A 15,647-nucleotide genomic window follows, 5' to 3' on the forward strand; every position below is an offset into this window, starting at 1 on the left:
CATGAGCAAGCAGATTCTGATTCTCCCGGGTGACGGTATTGGTCCGGAAATCATGGCCGAAGCGGTCAAGGTGCTGGAATTGGCCAATGACAAGTACAGCCTGGGCTTCGAGCTGAGCCACGACGTGATCGGCGGCGCGGCCATCGACAAGCATGGCGTGCCGCTGGCCGACGAAACCCTTGATCGCGCCCGCGCTGCCGACGCCGTGCTGCTGGGCGCGGTCGGTGGCCCGAAATGGGACACCATCGAGCGTGACATCCGCCCTGAGCGCGGTCTGCTGAAAATCCGCGCGCAACTGGGCCTGTTCGGCAACCTGCGCCCGGCGATCCTCTATCCGCAACTGGCCGACGCGTCGAGCCTGAAACCGGAAATCGTTGCCGGTCTGGACATCCTCATTGTCCGTGAGCTGACCGGCGGCATTTACTTCGGCGCGCCGCGTGGCACCCGTACGCTGGACAACGGCGAGCGTCAGTCCTACGACACGCTGCCGTACAGCGAAAGCGAAATCCGCCGCATCGCCCGTGTCGGTTTCGACATGGCCATGGTTCGTGGCAAGAAGCTCTGCTCGGTGGACAAGGCCAACGTCCTGGCATCCAGCCAGTTGTGGCGCGAAGTGGTCGAGCAAGTGGCCAAGGATTACCCGGAAGTCGAACTGAGCCACATGTACGTCGACAACGCCGCCATGCAGTTGGTGCGCGCACCCAAGCAGTTCGACGTGATCGTCACCGACAACATGTTCGGCGACATCCTCTCCGACGAAGCGTCGATGCTCACCGGCTCGATCGGCATGCTGCCGTCGGCCTCGCTGGATTCCAACAACAAGGGCATGTACGAGCCTTGCCACGGTTCGGCCCCGGACATTGCCGGTAAAGGCATTGCCAACCCGCTGGCGACGATCCTGTCGGTATCGATGATGCTGCGTTACAGCTTCAATCTGCACGACGCTGCCGATGCCATCGAAAAAGCTGTCAGCGTCGTGCTCGATCAGGGCTTGCGCACCGGCGACATCCACTCGGCCGGTTGTACCAAAGTCGGTACGCAGGAAATGGGCGACGCAGTAGTCGCCGCGCTGCGGAATCTGTAATCTCTCGGGCCCGCTGCGAAATTCAATACAAAGCAGCGGCCCACTTTTCAAGAAGGTGTAGTTGCGATGAAACGTGTAGGTCTGATCGGTTGGCGCGGGATGGTCGGTTCCGTGCTCATGCAGCGGATGCTGGAAGAGCAGGATTTCGATCTTATCGAGCCGGTGTTTTTCACCACGTCCAATGTCGGTGGCCAAGGCCCGTCCGTGGGCAAGGACATTGCTCCTCTCAAGGACGCTTACAGCATTGACGAGCTGAAGACCCTCGACGTGATCCTGACCTGCCAAGGCGGCGACTACACCAGCGAAGTATTCCCGAAGCTGCGTGAAGCCGGCTGGCAGGGTTACTGGATCGACGCGGCGTCGAGCCTGCGCATGAACGATGACGCGGTGATCATTCTCGATCCGGTCAACCGCAAGGTCATCGACCAGCAACTGGACGCGGGCACCAAGAACTACATTGGCGGCAACTGCACCGTCAGCCTGATGCTGATGGGTCTGGGCGGTCTGTTCGAGGCCGGTCTGGTCGAGTGGATGAGCGCCATGACCTATCAGGCGGCCTCCGGTGCCGGCGCGCAGAACATGCGTGAACTGATCAAGCAGATGGGCGCGACCCACGCCGCTGTCGCCGATCAACTGGCCGATCCGGCCAGCGCGATCCTCGACATCGACCGTCGCGTGGCCGAAGCCATGCGCAGCGACGCGTACCCGACCGAAAACTTCGGCGTACCGCTGGCCGGCAGCCTGATCCCGTGGATCGACAAGGAACTGCCGAACGGCCAGAGCCGCGAAGAGTGGAAGGCCCAGGCCGAGACCAACAAGATCCTCGGTCGCTTCAAGAGCCCGATCCCGGTCGACGGCATCTGCGTGCGCATCGGCGCCATGCGCTGCCACAGCCAGGCGCTGACCATCAAGCTGAACAAGGACGTACCGATCGCTGATATCGAAGGGCTGATCAGCCAGCACAACCCTTGGGTCAAGCTGGTACCGAACAACCGCGAGATCAGCATGCAGGAGCTGAGCCCGACCAAGGTCACCGGCACCCTGAATGTACCGGTCGGTCGTCTGCGCAAGCTGAACATGGGTTCGCAATTCGTCGGCGCCTTCACCGTCGGCGACCAGCTGCTGTGGGGTGCGGCCGAACCGCTGCGCCGCATGCTGCGAATCCTGCTCGAGCGTTGATCGCTTGAAGCCATGAAGAAGCCCGTGCCTTGAAAGAGGTGCGGGTTTTTTTATGCCAAGGATTTCTCCGGTGTCTGTACTGCCTTTTTCGCGAGCAGGCTCGCTCCCACATTGAAATGCGGTCCCTGTGGGAGCGAGCCTGCTCGCGAAAGGGCCGGCACAGCCGCCGCAAATCCCGCAGAAATTGCCTGCGCGCCACCCACCCGGTAAAGTGCCGCTCCCCCCGTTTTGCCAGAGGTAGCTCCATGACCCAGACTTTCGATATCGCCGTTATCGGCGCCACCGGTACTGTCGGCGAAACCCTCGTACAGATTCTCGAAGAACGCGACTTCCCGGTCGGCAACCTGCACCTGCTGGCCAGCAGTGAATCGGCCGGCAGCTCGGTGCTGTTCCGCAACAAAAACGTCCGCGTGCGCGAGGTCGACGAGTTCGATTTCAGCAAGGTCAGACTGGTGTTCTTCGCCGCCGGCGCTGCGGTGTCGCTGAGCTACGCCGCTCGCGCCCATGCTGCCGGTTGCTCGTTGATCGACTTGTCCGGCGCCTTGTCCACCGATCAGGCGCCACAGGTGGTGCCGGAGGCCAATGCCGATATTCTCGCCAGTCTGAAAAGCCCATTCCAGGTCAGCAGCCCAAGCCCGTCTGCTACGACGCTTGCAGTGGTGCTGGCGCCGCTGCTCGATCTGCTCGATCTGCAATACGTCAACGTCACCGCCAATCTGGCCGTTTCGGCGCAAGGCCGCGAGGCGGTCACCGAGCTCGCGCGGCAGACCGCCGAGCTGCTCAACATGCGTCCGCTGGAACCGACGTTCTTCGACCGGCAGATGGCCTTCAACCTGCTGGCACAAGTCGGTACGCCTGATGCGCAGGGCCACACGCTGCTGGAAAAACGATTGGTTCGAGAGCTGCGCCAGGTTCTGGCAAAACCTTTATTGAAGATTTCTGCCACTTGCGTTCAAGCCCCGGTGTTTTTTGGCGATAGCTTTAGCGTGACCTTGCAGTCAGGCAGCGCTGTTGACCTGGAAAAGGTCAACGCAGCGCTTGAGGCTGCACCGGGCATCGAGCTGGTCGAGGCCGGTGATTATCCGACCGCGGTCGGCGATGCGGTGGGGCAGGACGTGGTCTACGTAGGCCGCGTGCGGACGGGCGTCGACGACCCGGCGGAACTAAATCTTTGGCTGACGTCAGATAACGTACGCAAAGGCGCGGCGCTCAACGCCGTGCAACTGGCTGAGTTGTTGATAAAAGACCTGCTGTAAAAGATACTTGGCAACAATTTGTCGACTGATTCTAGGTGAGCGCTATGCTTGCCCGAAGCGCGTCGATGACGAGTCACCCTCCGGGACTTTCCGGGGCAGCACCGAAATGATCGCGCGCGGCGACCCCCGTCGTCGCGCGCAATGCCTTACGGCAGCGGTATTCAAAAGCTTCTCGCTGGCCGAGGAACGTTCAAACAAAGGATGAGGCTATGGTTCAAGTTCGCAAACTGGTGTTAGCAATAGCGGCCGCCTCGGCGCTGTCCTCCGGTATGGCGCATGCCCTCGGGCTCGGGGAGCTGACCCTGAAGTCGACCCTGAACCAGCCGTTGGTGGCTGAAATCGAGCTGCTCGACGTCAAGGATCTCACCGCTGCCGAAGTGGTGCCGAGCCTGGCTTCCCCTGAAGATTTCGCCAAGGCCGGCGTCGACCGTCAGGCTTTTCTCAATGACCTGACGTTCACCCCGGTACTCAACGCCAACGGCAAAAGCGTGTTGCGCGTGACCTCGAGCCAACCGCTGTCGGAACCGATGGTGAAGTTCCTTGTGCAGGTGATGTGGCCCAATGGCCGCTTGTTGCGTGATTACAGCGTGCTGCTCGATCCGTCGAAGTTCTCGCCGCAGACCGCAGACGCCGCCGCGCAACCGGCGCCGTCGCAGACCATCACTGCGCCCACCACTGGCGCCACCCATCGCAATCAATACACCACCACGCCGCGCGATACCCTGTGGGAAATCGCCGCGAAGGCGCGCAACGGCGGCTCGGTGCAGCAGACCATGCTGGCGATTCAGGCGCTCAATCCGAATGCCTTTATCGACGGCAACATCAACCGTCTGAAAACCGGCCAGGTGCTGCGTCTGCCGGACCCGGTACAAAGCACAGCGCTGCCGCAGTCGGCTGCCATTGCTGAAGTGGCGGCGCAGAACGAAGCCTGGCGTCAGGGCCGTCGTTATGTAGGCAAGCCTGGCACCGGTCAGCAGCAGCTGGATGCGACCAATCGTGGCCGTGGCAATACCGGTGCAGCGGCCAACACCCAGGACAATCTGAGCCTGGTCTCGGCGGAAAGCGCCAAGCCCGGTGCGAAAGGCCCGGCCGGCGACGCCAAGGCGCTGAGCAACAAACTGGCAATCACTCAGGAAAACCTCGACACGACCCGTCGTGACAACGAGGAACTGAAAAGCCGCATGGCTGATCTGCAGAGCCAGTTGGACAAGCTGCAAAAGCTCATCGAGCTGAAGAACAATCAACTGGCGAAGATGCAAGCCGACGGCGCCGGCGCTGCGCCTGGCGCCACTGCTGCTGTGCCGCCGGTGCCGGCGATCACTGCCGAACTGGCGGCGACCCCGCCAGCCACTCCGGCCGACGCCGCAGCGGCTTCACCGACTCCAGAGTCAGCCATCGCGCCGCCAGCGGAAACCCCGGTTGAGCCAGTCGTCGAGCCGGTGGTCGAAACTACGCCGCCTGCTGCCGCCGATGACGACAAAGCCTTCAATGAACTGCTGACCAATCCGATCCTGCTCGGCCTGATCGGCGGCGGTGCGGTGGTTCTGCTGCTTCTGCTGTTGCTGCTGGCACGTCGCCGCAAAGCCCAGCAGGAAGCCGAAAAGCACCTGCGCATGGCCCGCGCTCTGGCTGAAGAGCAAGAGTTCTCCGCTGAGCAGGATCTGCCGGAAAGCAGCTTCTCCGGCCTGGAAACCCCGGCAGCCAGCGTCAAGCTCAACACGCCAGCTCCGGCACCTGCGCCAGCCCCTGCACCGGTCGTCACTCCGGTGGTGATGGCTGCGCCGATTGCCGCACCACTGGTGGCCCCGGCCGGCGAACGCTCTGATGATGTGCTCGACAAAGCGCAATCGCACATCAATGCCGGCCGCCTTAATCAGGCCGCTGCGCTGCTGGAAGAGGGCGTCAGCCTTGAGCCGGAACGCAGCGATCTGCGCCTGAAGCTGATGGAAGTCTACGGTCAGCAGGGCGACCGCGATGCGTTCGTTGCGCAAGAGCGTCAACTGGTGGCCAATGGCGATAACTTCGCCAAGGTCGAAGCGCTGAAAAGCCGCTTCCCAGCCATGGCTGTGGTCGCTGCCGGTGGGCTGGCAGCTGCCGCCGTCGCTGCCGAACTGGACGCGCAGTACGTCAAGGAATTGCTGCAAGACGAGCCGCAAGCGCCCGAGGCTGCCGCTGACGATCTCGACACCGCGTTCGATTTGAGCCTGGACGACCTCGACAACATCACCCCGGTCGATCCTGCGCCAGCGGTCGAGCCAGAAGCGCCTGTCGAGCTCGACGCATTTCCGGCCGAAGACGATCTGAGCTTCGCTTCGGTGCTGCAAGAGCAGACCGAGATGAAAGACAATCTCGACGATCTGTCGGACTTCGATCTGGACATGGATCTGGGCGCCGAACCATCGCCGGCCACGTTGGCTGAAGATGACTTCCTGCTGGATCTTGACGACGGCGTGAAGGACTTGCCGCCGGTCGAGACGCCGGTAGTTGCTGACGTGCCGCAGGACGATCTGGAACTCCCAGCCGATTTCGACCTGTCGCTGGCCGACGAAATGGACACCAACCCAGCCGCCGAGCCGGATGCTTTCGCGGCCGAGCTTGACGACGTCAATGCCGAGCTGGATCGCCTGTCGCAAAGCATGGCCGAACCGAGCTTCACCGAAGCGGACGCAGCGTTGGGTGATGACCTGGGTGAAGATGATTTCGACTTCCTCGCCGGCACCGACGAAGCAGCGACCAAACTCGATCTGGCCCAGGCTTACATCGACATGGGCGACGCTGACGGTGCGCGTGACATCCTCAACGAAGTGTTGACCGAGGGTGACGAGAAGCAGCGGGGCGAGGCCAAGGAAATGCTTTCCAACCTGGCGTAAGTTCAGCGGTAAACAACAAGCGGCAGCCCGGTGGGGCTGCCGTTTTTGTTTGTGCCGGATTCGGCGGTGTTTGATCGATTGCTTTCGCGAGCAGGCTCGCTCCCACAGGGGGGCGCATTGCAAATGTGGGAGCGAGCCTGCTCGCGAAGGGGGCGGTACTGCCGATAGAGAACTCTGGCATCCCCAGCCCACCGCCTTATAATGCCCGCCTTTGCAAATCAGCAGGCTGTCCCACCTTGGCAAACATAGATAACCCGGTCGCCGAAATGGCGCCCGACGGCTTTTACCGCGTCGCGCTGGGCGTTGAGTACAAAGGCTCGCGCTACAGCGGCTGGCAACGGCAGCTGACCGGAGTGGCGACGGTGCAGGAAGAGCTTGAAAAAGCCCTGTCGAAAGTCGCCAATTCGCCGGTTTCCCTGCAATGCGCCGGGCGTACCGATGCCGGCGTGCATGCCTGCGGCCAAGTGGTGCACTTTGACACCCAGGTTGATCGCTCGCTGAAAGCCTGGGTCATGGGCGCCAACATCAATCTGCCCCACGACATCAGCGTCAGTTGGGCCAGGGTCATGCCGGCGCATTTTCATGCGCGCTTCAAAGCCATTGCCCGGCGTTATCGCTATGTGATCTACAACGATCAGATCCGCCCGGCGCACCTCAATGAAGAAATCACCTGGAATCACCGTCCGCTCGACGCCGAGCGCATGGCCGAGGCCGCGCAGTACCTGATCGGTACCCACGATTTCAGCGCGTTCCGGGCCGGTCAGTGCCAGGCAAAGTCGCCGATCAAGAAGATGCATCACCTGCGCGTGACCCGTCACGGCAAGATGATCGTGCTCGACATTCGGGCCAACGCGTTCCTGCATCACATGGTGCGCAATATCGCTGGTGTGCTGATGACCATCGGTGCCGGTGAGCGTCCGGTGGAGTGGATGAAGGAAGTGCTGGACAGTCGCGAGCGTCGCTCCGGCGGGGTCACGGCGCATCCCTACGGGTTGTATCTGGTGCAGGTCGAGTACCACGACGAATTTCCGTTGCCCGAGCGCTTTATCGGGCCACATTTCCTTACGGGTTTCTCCGAACTTGACGGCTGACGCCCTCGAACGCTTTTGTTACCATCCGGGACGTTTTCGGATTTTGCCTTGAGGTTTTCCTGACATGTCAGCCGTTCGCAGCAAGATCTGCGGCATTACCCGCATCGAAGATGCGCTGGCCGCCGTCGAAGCCGGTGCCGACGCGATCGGCCTGGTGTTTTACGCCAAGAGTCCGCGAGCGGTGAACGTGCAGCAGGCGCGGGCGATCATCAAGGCGCTGCCGCCGTTCGTTACCACCGTGGGGCTGTTCGTCAATGCCAGTCGTTGCGAGCTGGGGGAAATCCTCGATGCGGTGCCGCTGGATCTGCTGCAGTTCCATGGCGACGAAAGTGCGGAGGAGTGTGAAGGCTGGCATCGTCCGTACATCAAAGCGCTGCGGGTCAAGGCGGGTGATGACATTGCTGCTGCCTGCGATGCCTTTCCCGGCGCCAGTGGCGTACTGCTCGACACCTATGTCGAAGGGGTGCCCGGTGGAACCGGCGAGGCGTTTGACTGGTCACTGATTCCGCAACACTTGAGCAAGCCGCTGATTCTGGCCGGCGGCCTGACGCCGGAGAACGTTGCCGACGCGGTAGCACGGGTCAAGCCCTACGCGGTGGATGTCAGCGGCGGGGTAGAAGCGAGCAAAGGCATCAAGGATCACCACAAGATTCGCGCATTCATCAACGCGGTGCGCGGCAATACATCGTCGATGTGACGGCTGGCAGTCTGCCGCCGTCCATCAATGCACTTGCACAAAGCAGGCGCGGCTGAGGGTTGCTGAATCGTACGCAGGTCATGTTCCGCGCTGACCGCCACTGTTCGGCAACCATCGCCACACACATGAATTTAGCTCAAGGGCATACGCGGGGCTGCGAACCAGAGCGTTCGGGCCGCCGGTACTGGAGAAAGAAAGCATGAGCAACTGGTTAGTAGACAAACTGATCCCTTCGATCATGCGCTCGGAGGTCAAGAAGAGCTCGGTGCCTGAAGGTCTGTGGCACAAATGCCCGTCCTGCGAGGCGGTGTTGTACCGTCCGGAACTGGAAAAGACCCTGGACGTTTGCCCCAAGTGCAACCACCACATGCGCATCGGCGCACGTGCCCGCATCGACATCTTCCTCGACCCGGAAGGCCGTAACGAACTGGGCGCTGACCTGGAGCCGGTTGATCGTCTGAAATTCCGTGACGGCAAGAAGTACAAGGATCGCCTGGTTGCCGCGCAGAAGCAGACCGGCGAAAAAGACGCGCTGATCTCGGTCAGCGGTACTTTGCTGGGCATGCCGGTAGTGGTTTCGGCATTCGAATTCAACTTCATGGGCGGTTCCATGGGCGCCATCGTCGGTGAGCGCTTCGTTCGCGCTGCCAACTACGCACTGGAAAACCGCTGCCCGATGATCTGCTTCGCCGCCTCCGGTGGTGCACGCATGCAGGAAGCGCTGATCTCGCTGATGCAGATGGCCAAGACTTCGGCCGTGCTTGCGCGTCTGCGTGAAGAAGGCATTCCGTTCATTTCCGTACTCACCGACCCGGTTTACGGCGGTGTCTCCGCCAGTCTGGCGATGCTCGGTGACGTCATTGTTGGCGAACCGAAAGCCCTGATCGGCTTCGCCGGCCCGCGTGTGATCGAGCAGACCGTCCGCGAGAAACTGCCGGAAGGCTTCCAGCGCAGCGAGTTCCTGCTGGAGCACGGCGCGATCGACATGATCATTCACCGTCAGGAATTGCGTCCGCGTCTGGGTAACCTGCTGGCACAGATGACCGGCAAGCCGACGCCGAAGTTCGTCGCCGCGCCGATCGAACCGATCGTGGTGCCGCCGGTGCCTGCCAACGTATGACCCAGCGCACCCTTGGTGAATGGCTCGCCTACCTTGAGCAGTTGCATCCGTCGGCCATCGACATGGGCCTGGAGCGTTCGCAACAGGTAGCGTCCCGCATGGGGCTGGGCCAGCCGGCGCCTCGGGTGATCACGGTCACCGGCACCAACGGCAAGGGCTCGACCTGCGCGTTCGTGGCTTCATTGCTGCGTGCGCAGGGCCTGAGCGTTGGTGTCTACAATTCTCCGCACCTGCTGCGTTACAACGAGCGGGTGCAGCTCAACGGCGTCGAAGCCACTGACGTGCAGCTCTGCGAAGCCTTTGCTGCGGTCGAGGCGGGCCGCGGCGAGACTTCCCTGACTTACTTCGAAATGGGCACTCTGGCAGCGTTCTGGCTGTTCCAGCAGGCGGCGCTTGACGCTGTGGTGCTTGAAGTCGGGTTGGGCGGGCGTCTGGATACCGTCAATGTAGTCGATGCCGATATTGCGCTGGTCACCAGCATTGGCGTCGATCACGCCGATTATCTGGGCGATACCCGCGAATCCGTGGCCTTCGAGAAGGCCGGAATTTTCCGCCAGGGCAAGCCTGCTCTGTGTGGCGACCTGAATCCTCCGCAACCACTGCTCGACAAGGCGCACGAACTGGCTTGCCCGTTCTTCCTGCGTGGACGCGATTTCGATCTCGGCATCACTGACCAGCACTGGCAATGGCGCGGCACCGATGCCCTGGGCCAAGTGGTCGAGTTGCGCGACTTGCCGCTCCTCGATCTGCCGATGGAAAACGCCGCGCTGGCGCTGCAAGCCTATCTGCTGACAGGTTTGCCGTGGAATGCCGAACAGATTGTCGCGGCGTTGCAGGCGACGCGCGTGGTCGGACGCCTCGATCGTCGGTCATTCGAATGGAATGGCAAGCGCCTGAACCTGTTGCTGGATGTTGGTCACAACCCGCACGCCGCTGAATATCTCGCCCGTCGTCTGGCCGCGCGGCCGCCGGTTGGCAAGCGTCTGGCGGTGTTCGGGTTGCTGGCGGACAAGGATCTGGATGGTGTTGTTGGCGAATTGAATGCTAGTGTCGCGCATTGGGCTGTCGCGCCGCTGGATTCGCCGCGCGCGCGTCCGGTGGCTGAACTTGAGGCAGCGCTGCAGAACCTTGGTGCTTCGGTTACGTCCTATGCCAGCGTTGCGGCCGCTCTGGAAGGGCAGTGCGCTATAGCAACCAGCGACGACGAGATTCTCTTGTTCGGATCATTTTATTGTGTCGCCGAGGCCCTTGAATGGCTGGCCCGGCGCTCCACGGAGGAAGCGGCAAATGGCTTTGCTGGATAAAGCGTACAAGCAGCGCATGGTTGGCGCGCTGGTGCTGGTGGCGCTGGCGGTGATCTTCCTGCCGATGCTGTTTTCCCGCCAGGACGAGCAGCGTCAGGTGACCGTCGAGGCCCCGGCTGCGCCTCAGCCTTCGGCCATGCCGCAGGTGCAAATTGACCCGGTGGCCGTGCCCGAGCCGCAAGCCTTGCCGCAAGAGCCTGTGCCGACTGACGAAGAAGTCGCTGAAGAAGCGGTGCCTGCGGCCCCGGCTGCACCGGCTGCACCGGCTGCGCCAGCACCGACCATCCCTGCGCAGATAGCCCGTCCGGCAACGCCGCCACCGGTGGCCAAGCCGATTCCGGCGCCGGCTCAGCCGATCACATCCGCAACGAGCAAGCCGGATACCACGCAGAGCCGCGTCGATGCCAACGGTCTGTCGGTGAGCTGGTCGGTGCAACTGGCCAGTCTGTCGAGCCGCGCCAGCGCCGAAAGCCTGCAGAAGAACCTGCGCAGCCAGGGCTATAACGCCTACATTCGTTCTGCCGATGGCAAGAATCGGGTGTTCGTCGGTCCGCTGATCGAGCGTGCCGAGGCCGATCGTTTGCGTGATCTGCTGAGTCGTCAGCAGAACCTCAAGGGCTTCGTTGTCCGTTTTCAGCCTGAACGTGGCTGAAATCTATCACTTCGATTGAAAAGCACTGACAATCGCAGCTTACCGACAGCCATGCGCTCTGCTAAAATGCGCCGCCTTATCCGTCTGTAGGCTGCACTGTGCCATTTACCTGGGTTGACTGGGCGATCGTTGCAATCATCGCCATCTCCGCTTTGATCAGTCTGAGCCGCGGCTTCGTAAAGGAAGCTTTATCGCTGCTGACCTGGATCATCGCAGGAGCGGTTGCCTGGATGTTTGGTGGCTCACTGTCCGAGTACCTCGCCGGATACATCGAAACCCCATCGGCTCGCGTGATCGCGGGCTGTGCCATCATGTTTGTCGCCACACTGATCGTGGGCGCAATGATCAATTATCTTATCGGCGAGTTGGTTCGCGTCACCGGGTTGTCCGGGACCGATCGATTCCTCGGCATGGCCTTCGGCGCAGCGCGTGGCGTGTTGCTGGTGGTCGTGGCGGTCGGGCTGTTGAGCCTGGGGCCGGTACAGCAGGACGGGTGGTGGAAAGAATCACAGCTCGTGCCCAAGTTTCTATTGGTCGCCGACTGGTCCAAAAACCTGATACTGGGGTGGAGCAGTCAGTGGCTTGCCAGCGGAATCAGCGTACCCGCTGAGATTCCGTTCAAGGAGCAGCTCTTGCCGACGGCGAAAACGCCTCAGTGAGTGTTGCTCAGTTCAGATCCATTAAGTAGGGGTTGCGTCGCATGTGTGGCATCGTCGGTATCGTCGGTAAGTCGAACGTCAATCAGGCGCTGTATGACGCGCTAACCGTGCTCCAGCACCGCGGCCAGGACGCTGCCGGTATCGTGACCAGCCATGATGGCCGGTTGTTCCTGCGCAAGGATAATGGTCTGGTGCGTGACGTGTTCCAGCAGCGTCACATGCAGCGTCTGGTCGGCCACATGGGTATCGGCCACGTCCGTTACCCGACTGCCGGCAGCTCGACGTCGGCCGAAGCCCAGCCGTTCTACGTCAACTCGCCGTACGGCATCACACTGGCGCACAACGGTAACCTGACCAACGTTGAACAGTTGGCCAAAGAGATCTACGAATCCGATCTGCGTCACGTCAACACCAGTTCCGATTCGGAAGTGCTGCTCAACGTGTTCGCCCACGAGTTGGCCCAGCGCGGCAAGCTGCAGCCGACCGAAGAAGACGTGTTCGCCGCCGTGACCGACGTGCACAACCGTTGCGTTGGTGGCTACGCCGTGGTGGCGATGGTCACCGGTTACGGCATCGTAGGTTTCCGCGATCCGCACGGCATCCGCCCGATCGTGTTCGGCCAGCGTCACACCGACGAAGGCGTCGAGTACATGATCGCCTCGGAAAGCGTTTCCCTGGACGTGCTCGGTTTCACCCTGATCCGCGACCTCGCGCCGGGTGAAGCGGTGTACATCACTGAAGACGGCAAGCTGCACACCCGTCAGTGCGCAACCAACCCGTCGCTGACCCCGTGCATTTTCGAACACGTCTACCTGGCGCGTCCGGACTCGATCATCGACGGCGTGTCGGTTTACAAGGCGCGTCTGCGCATGGGCGAGAAGCTTGCCGAGAAGATCCTGCGCGAGCGCCCTGAACACGATATCGACGTGGTCATCCCGATTCCGGACACCAGCCGTACCGCAGCGCTGGAGCTGGCCAATCACCTGGGCGTGAAATTCCGCGAAGGTTTCGTCAAGAACCGTTACATCGGTCGCACCTTCATCATGCCGGGCCAGGCTGCGCGCAAGAAGTCGGTACGCCAGAAGCTCAATGCCATCGAGCTGGAATTCCGTGGCAAGAACGTCATGCTGGTCGATGACTCGATCGTGCGCGGCACCACCTGCAAGCAGATCATTCAGATGGCCCGCGAAGCCGGCGCGAAAAACGTCTACTTCTGCTCGGCGGCACCTGCGGTGCGCTTCCCGAACGTGTACGGTATCGACATGCCGAGCGCCCACGAACTGATCGCGCACAACCGTTCGACTCAGGACGTGGCCGACCTGATCGGTGCAGACTGGCTGATCTATCAGGATCTGCCTGACTTGATCGAAGCGGTCGGCGGCGGCAAGATCAAGATCGAGCACTTCGATTGCGCAGTGTTTGACGGCAAGTACGTGACCGGTGACGTCGACGAGGCTTACCTGAACAAGATCGAACAGGCGCGCAACGATGCCTCGAAGGTCAAGACCCAGGCAGTCAGTGCGATCATCGATCTGTACAACAACTGAGTTTCCACCGGCCCTGAGGGGCCGGTTTTGTATCTGATATTTATTGTTCGAGAACAGCAAGGAGAGACAGCATGAGTCAGGAATGGGATGCCGGTCGGCTGGACAGCGACCTCGAAGGCGTAGCGTTCGATACCCTGGCCGTCCGTGCCGGTCAGCACCGCACGCCGGAAGGCGAACACGGTGACCCGATGTTCTTCACCTCCAGTTACGTGTTCCGCACCGCTGCCGATGCAGCGGCGCGCTTTGCCGGCGAAGTGCCTGGCAACGTCTATTCGCGCTACACCAACCCGACCGTGCGCGCGTTCGAAGAACGCATTGCCGCGCTGGAGGGCGCCGAGCAAGCCGTCGCCACGGCAACCGGCATGGCCGCGATCATGGCGGTGGTGATGAGCCTGTGCAGTGCTGGCGATCATGTGCTGGTGTCGCGCAGCGTGTTCGGCTCGACCATCAGCCTCTTCGAGAAATACTTCAAACGCTTCGGCGTCGCAGTCGATTACGTCCCGCTGGCCGATCTGTCGGCCTGGGACGCGGCGATCAAGTCCAACACCAAACTGCTTTTTGTCGAGTCGCCGTCCAACCCGTTGGCCGAGCTGGTGGATATCGCCGCCCTGGCTGAAATCGCTCATGCCAAGGGCGCGCAGCTGGTGGTCGACAACTGCTTCTGCACCCCGGCGTTGCAGCAGCCGCTGAAGCTCGGCGCGGACATTGTCGTGCACTCGGCGACCAAGTTCATCGACGGTCAGGGTCGCTGCATGGGCGGCGTTGTCGCCGGTCGCGGTGAGCAGATGAAAGAAGTGGTGGGTTTCCTGCGGACCGCCGGGCCGACCCTCAGCCCGTTCAATGCGTGGATCTTCCTCAAAGGCCTCGAGACCCTCAACCTGCGCATGAAAGCGCATTGCGCCAACGCTCAGGCGCTGGCCGAATGGCTGGAGCAGCAGGACGGCATCGAGAAGGTCCATTACGCCGGTCTGAAGAGCCATCCGCAGCACGAGTTGGCCCAGCGCCAGCAGAAGGGTTTTGGTGCGGTGGTGAGCTTCGAGGTCAAGGGCGGCAAAGAAGGCGCCTGGCGCTTTATCGATGCTACTCGGTTGATTTCGATCACTGCCAATCTCGGCGACAGCAAAACCACGATCACCCATCCAAGCACCACCTCCCACGGCCGTCTGGCGCCGCAGGAGCGTGAAGCAGCGGGGATTCGCGACAGCCTCATCCGCGTCGCGGTTGGTCTGGAAGATGTCGCTGATCTGCAGGCTGACCTGGCGCGCGGTCTGGCGGCATTGTGATCGAGTTGTCCACACCGGCGGCCAATACCCATGGCCGCGTGGCGCTGGTCACTGGCGCTGCACGCGGTATCGGCCTCGGAATTGCCGCCTGGCTGATCAGCGAAGGCTGGCAAGTGGTGCTGACCGATCTTGATCGGGTGCGTGGTTCGAAAGTGGCGAAGGTGCTCGGCGAGAATGCCTGGTTCATCGCCATGGACGTCGCCGAGGAAAATCAGGTCGCACTGGGCGTGGCCGAAGTGCTGGGGCAGTTTGGTCGCCTTGATGCGCTTGTCTGCAACGCGGCGGTGGCAGATCCGCACAACATCACTCTGGAAAGCCTCGATCTGGCGTACTGGAATCGGGTGCTGGCGGTGAATCTGAGCGGGCCGATGTTGCTGGCCAAGCACTGTGCGCCTTATCTGCGTGCGCACAACGGTTCGATCGTCAATCTGGCCTCGACCCGTGCGCGACAGTCGGAGGCGGACTCCGAGGCGTATGCGGCGAGCAAGGGGGGGCTGTTGGCGCTGACCCATGCGCTGGCAATCAGCCTTGGGCCGGAAATCCGCGTGAATGCGGTCAGTCCGGGCTGGATCGATACTCGTGATCCCTCTGTGCGTCGCGCCGAACCGTTGGCCGATGCCGATCACGCCCAGCATCCGGCGGGCAGGGTGGGGACGGTCGAAGACGTGGCGGCGATGGTGGCGTGGTTGCTGTCGCGCAATGCGGGATTTGTCACCGGGCAGGAATTCGTCGTCGATGGCGGCATGACCAAGAAGATGATCTACACGGAATAACAAGCGAAGCCGCGTCCTGTGGGAGCGAGCCTGCTCGCGAATGCGGTCCATCGGTCGATGGCTTCTTCAGGAATGAAGCAATTTCGTCTTTTTCAGAAAAACTCCAATCCTGCTATTGACTTAGCTTCGCCA

General features: G+C 61.7%; 13 protein-coding genes. All 13 read left to right on the forward strand.

Going from position 1 to position 15,647, the window contains the following annotated elements:
* Position 1: 1 nt before the first annotated feature.
* The 13 genes from leuB (at position 2) to ASG55_RS05810 (ending at position 15,515) form a co-directional block, all read left to right on the forward strand.
* A complete protein-coding gene (gene leuB / locus ASG55_RS05750) occupies positions 2–1,084 on the forward strand; it encodes a 3-isopropylmalate dehydrogenase (protein ID WP_016773933.1) in 1,083 nt (360 codons plus the stop codon).
* Between the two features lie 66 nt (positions 1,085–1,150).
* Positions 1,151–2,263, forward strand: coding sequence for an aspartate-semialdehyde dehydrogenase (gene asd / locus ASG55_RS05755; RefSeq protein WP_016773934.1), 1,113 nt, complete (start codon positions 1,151–1,153; stop codon positions 2,261–2,263).
* Positions 2,264–2,508: 245 nt separating this feature from the next.
* A complete protein-coding gene (locus tag ASG55_RS05760) occupies positions 2,509–3,519 on the forward strand; it encodes an aspartate-semialdehyde dehydrogenase (protein ID WP_041478533.1) in 1,011 nt (336 codons plus the stop codon).
* A gap of 209 nt (positions 3,520–3,728) precedes the next feature.
* On the forward strand, positions 3,729–6,389 hold the full coding sequence (locus ASG55_RS05765) for a FimV/HubP family polar landmark protein (protein ID WP_056784383.1): 2,661 nt from the start codon (positions 3,729–3,731) through the stop codon (positions 6,387–6,389).
* A gap of 266 nt (positions 6,390–6,655) precedes the next feature.
* Positions 6,656–7,480, forward strand: coding sequence for a tRNA pseudouridine(38-40) synthase TruA (gene truA / locus ASG55_RS05770; protein ID WP_056784385.1), 825 nt, complete (start codon positions 6,656–6,658; stop codon positions 7,478–7,480).
* 64 nt (positions 7,481–7,544) lie between these two features.
* A complete protein-coding gene (locus ASG55_RS05775) occupies positions 7,545–8,177 on the forward strand; it encodes a phosphoribosylanthranilate isomerase (protein WP_056784388.1) in 633 nt (210 codons plus the stop codon).
* Between the two features lie 199 nt (positions 8,178–8,376).
* Entirely contained in the window at positions 8,377–9,297 is a 921-nt protein-coding gene (accD, locus tag ASG55_RS05780; protein WP_016773939.1) for an acetyl-CoA carboxylase, carboxyltransferase subunit beta, read from the forward strand.
* Positions 9,294–10,601 (forward strand): bifunctional tetrahydrofolate synthase/dihydrofolate synthase, encoded by a 1,308-nt coding sequence (gene folC / locus ASG55_RS05785; RefSeq protein WP_056784389.1) that lies wholly within the window; start codon positions 9,294–9,296, stop codon positions 10,599–10,601. The genes accD and folC overlap by 4 nt, the downstream gene beginning before the upstream one ends.
* On the forward strand, positions 10,585–11,253 hold the full coding sequence (locus ASG55_RS05790; protein ID WP_056784392.1) for an SPOR domain-containing protein: 669 nt from the start codon (positions 10,585–10,587) through the stop codon (positions 11,251–11,253). The genes folC and ASG55_RS05790 overlap by 17 nt, the downstream gene beginning before the upstream one ends.
* A gap of 98 nt (positions 11,254–11,351) precedes the next feature.
* Positions 11,352–11,912, forward strand: a complete 561-nt coding sequence (locus tag ASG55_RS05795; protein ID WP_016773942.1) for a CvpA family protein — start codon at positions 11,352–11,354, stop codon at positions 11,910–11,912.
* Between the two features lie 41 nt (positions 11,913–11,953).
* Entirely contained in the window at positions 11,954–13,459 is a 1,506-nt protein-coding gene (purF, locus tag ASG55_RS05800; RefSeq protein WP_016773943.1) for an amidophosphoribosyltransferase, read from the forward strand.
* Positions 13,460–13,530: 71 nt separating this feature from the next.
* A complete protein-coding gene (locus ASG55_RS05805; RefSeq protein WP_056784395.1) occupies positions 13,531–14,742 on the forward strand; it encodes an O-succinylhomoserine sulfhydrylase in 1,212 nt (403 codons plus the stop codon).
* The gene (locus ASG55_RS05810; RefSeq protein WP_056784397.1) at positions 14,739–15,515 is read left to right on the forward strand and encodes an SDR family oxidoreductase; all 777 of its coding nucleotides are present in this window, start codon (positions 14,739–14,741) and stop codon (positions 15,513–15,515) included. Before ASG55_RS05805 ends, ASG55_RS05810 begins: the two co-directional genes overlap by 4 nt.
* Positions 15,516–15,647: the final 132 nt, after the last annotated feature.

The sequence above is a fragment of the Pseudomonas sp. Leaf434 genome (genome assembly GCF_001425545.1).
Taxonomy (GTDB): Bacteria; Pseudomonadota; Gammaproteobacteria; order Pseudomonadales; family Pseudomonadaceae; genus Aquipseudomonas; species Aquipseudomonas siliginis.

Coding starts and splice junctions, on each gene's coding strand:
- leuB (WP_016773933.1), top strand. CDS start 2: ATGAGCAAGCAGATTCTGATTCTCCCGGGTGACGGTATTGGTCCGGAA.
- asd (WP_016773934.1), top strand. CDS start 1,151: ATGAAACGTGTAGGTCTGATCGGTTGGCGCGGGATGGTCGGTTCCGTG.
- ASG55_RS05760 (WP_041478533.1), top strand. CDS start 2,509: ATGACCCAGACTTTCGATATCGCCGTTATCGGCGCCACCGGTACTGTC.
- ASG55_RS05765 (WP_056784383.1), top strand. CDS start 3,729: ATGGTTCAAGTTCGCAAACTGGTGTTAGCAATAGCGGCCGCCTCGGCG.
- truA (WP_056784385.1), top strand. CDS start 6,656: ATGGCGCCCGACGGCTTTTACCGCGTCGCGCTGGGCGTTGAGTACAAA.
- ASG55_RS05775 (WP_056784388.1), top strand. CDS start 7,545: ATGTCAGCCGTTCGCAGCAAGATCTGCGGCATTACCCGCATCGAAGAT.
- accD (WP_016773939.1), top strand. CDS start 8,377: ATGAGCAACTGGTTAGTAGACAAACTGATCCCTTCGATCATGCGCTCG.
- folC (WP_056784389.1), top strand. CDS start 9,294: ATGACCCAGCGCACCCTTGGTGAATGGCTCGCCTACCTTGAGCAGTTG.
- ASG55_RS05790 (WP_056784392.1), top strand. CDS start 10,585: ATGGCTTTGCTGGATAAAGCGTACAAGCAGCGCATGGTTGGCGCGCTG.
- purF (WP_016773943.1), top strand. CDS start 11,954: ATGTGTGGCATCGTCGGTATCGTCGGTAAGTCGAACGTCAATCAGGCG.
- ASG55_RS05805 (WP_056784395.1), top strand. CDS start 13,531: ATGAGTCAGGAATGGGATGCCGGTCGGCTGGACAGCGACCTCGAAGGC.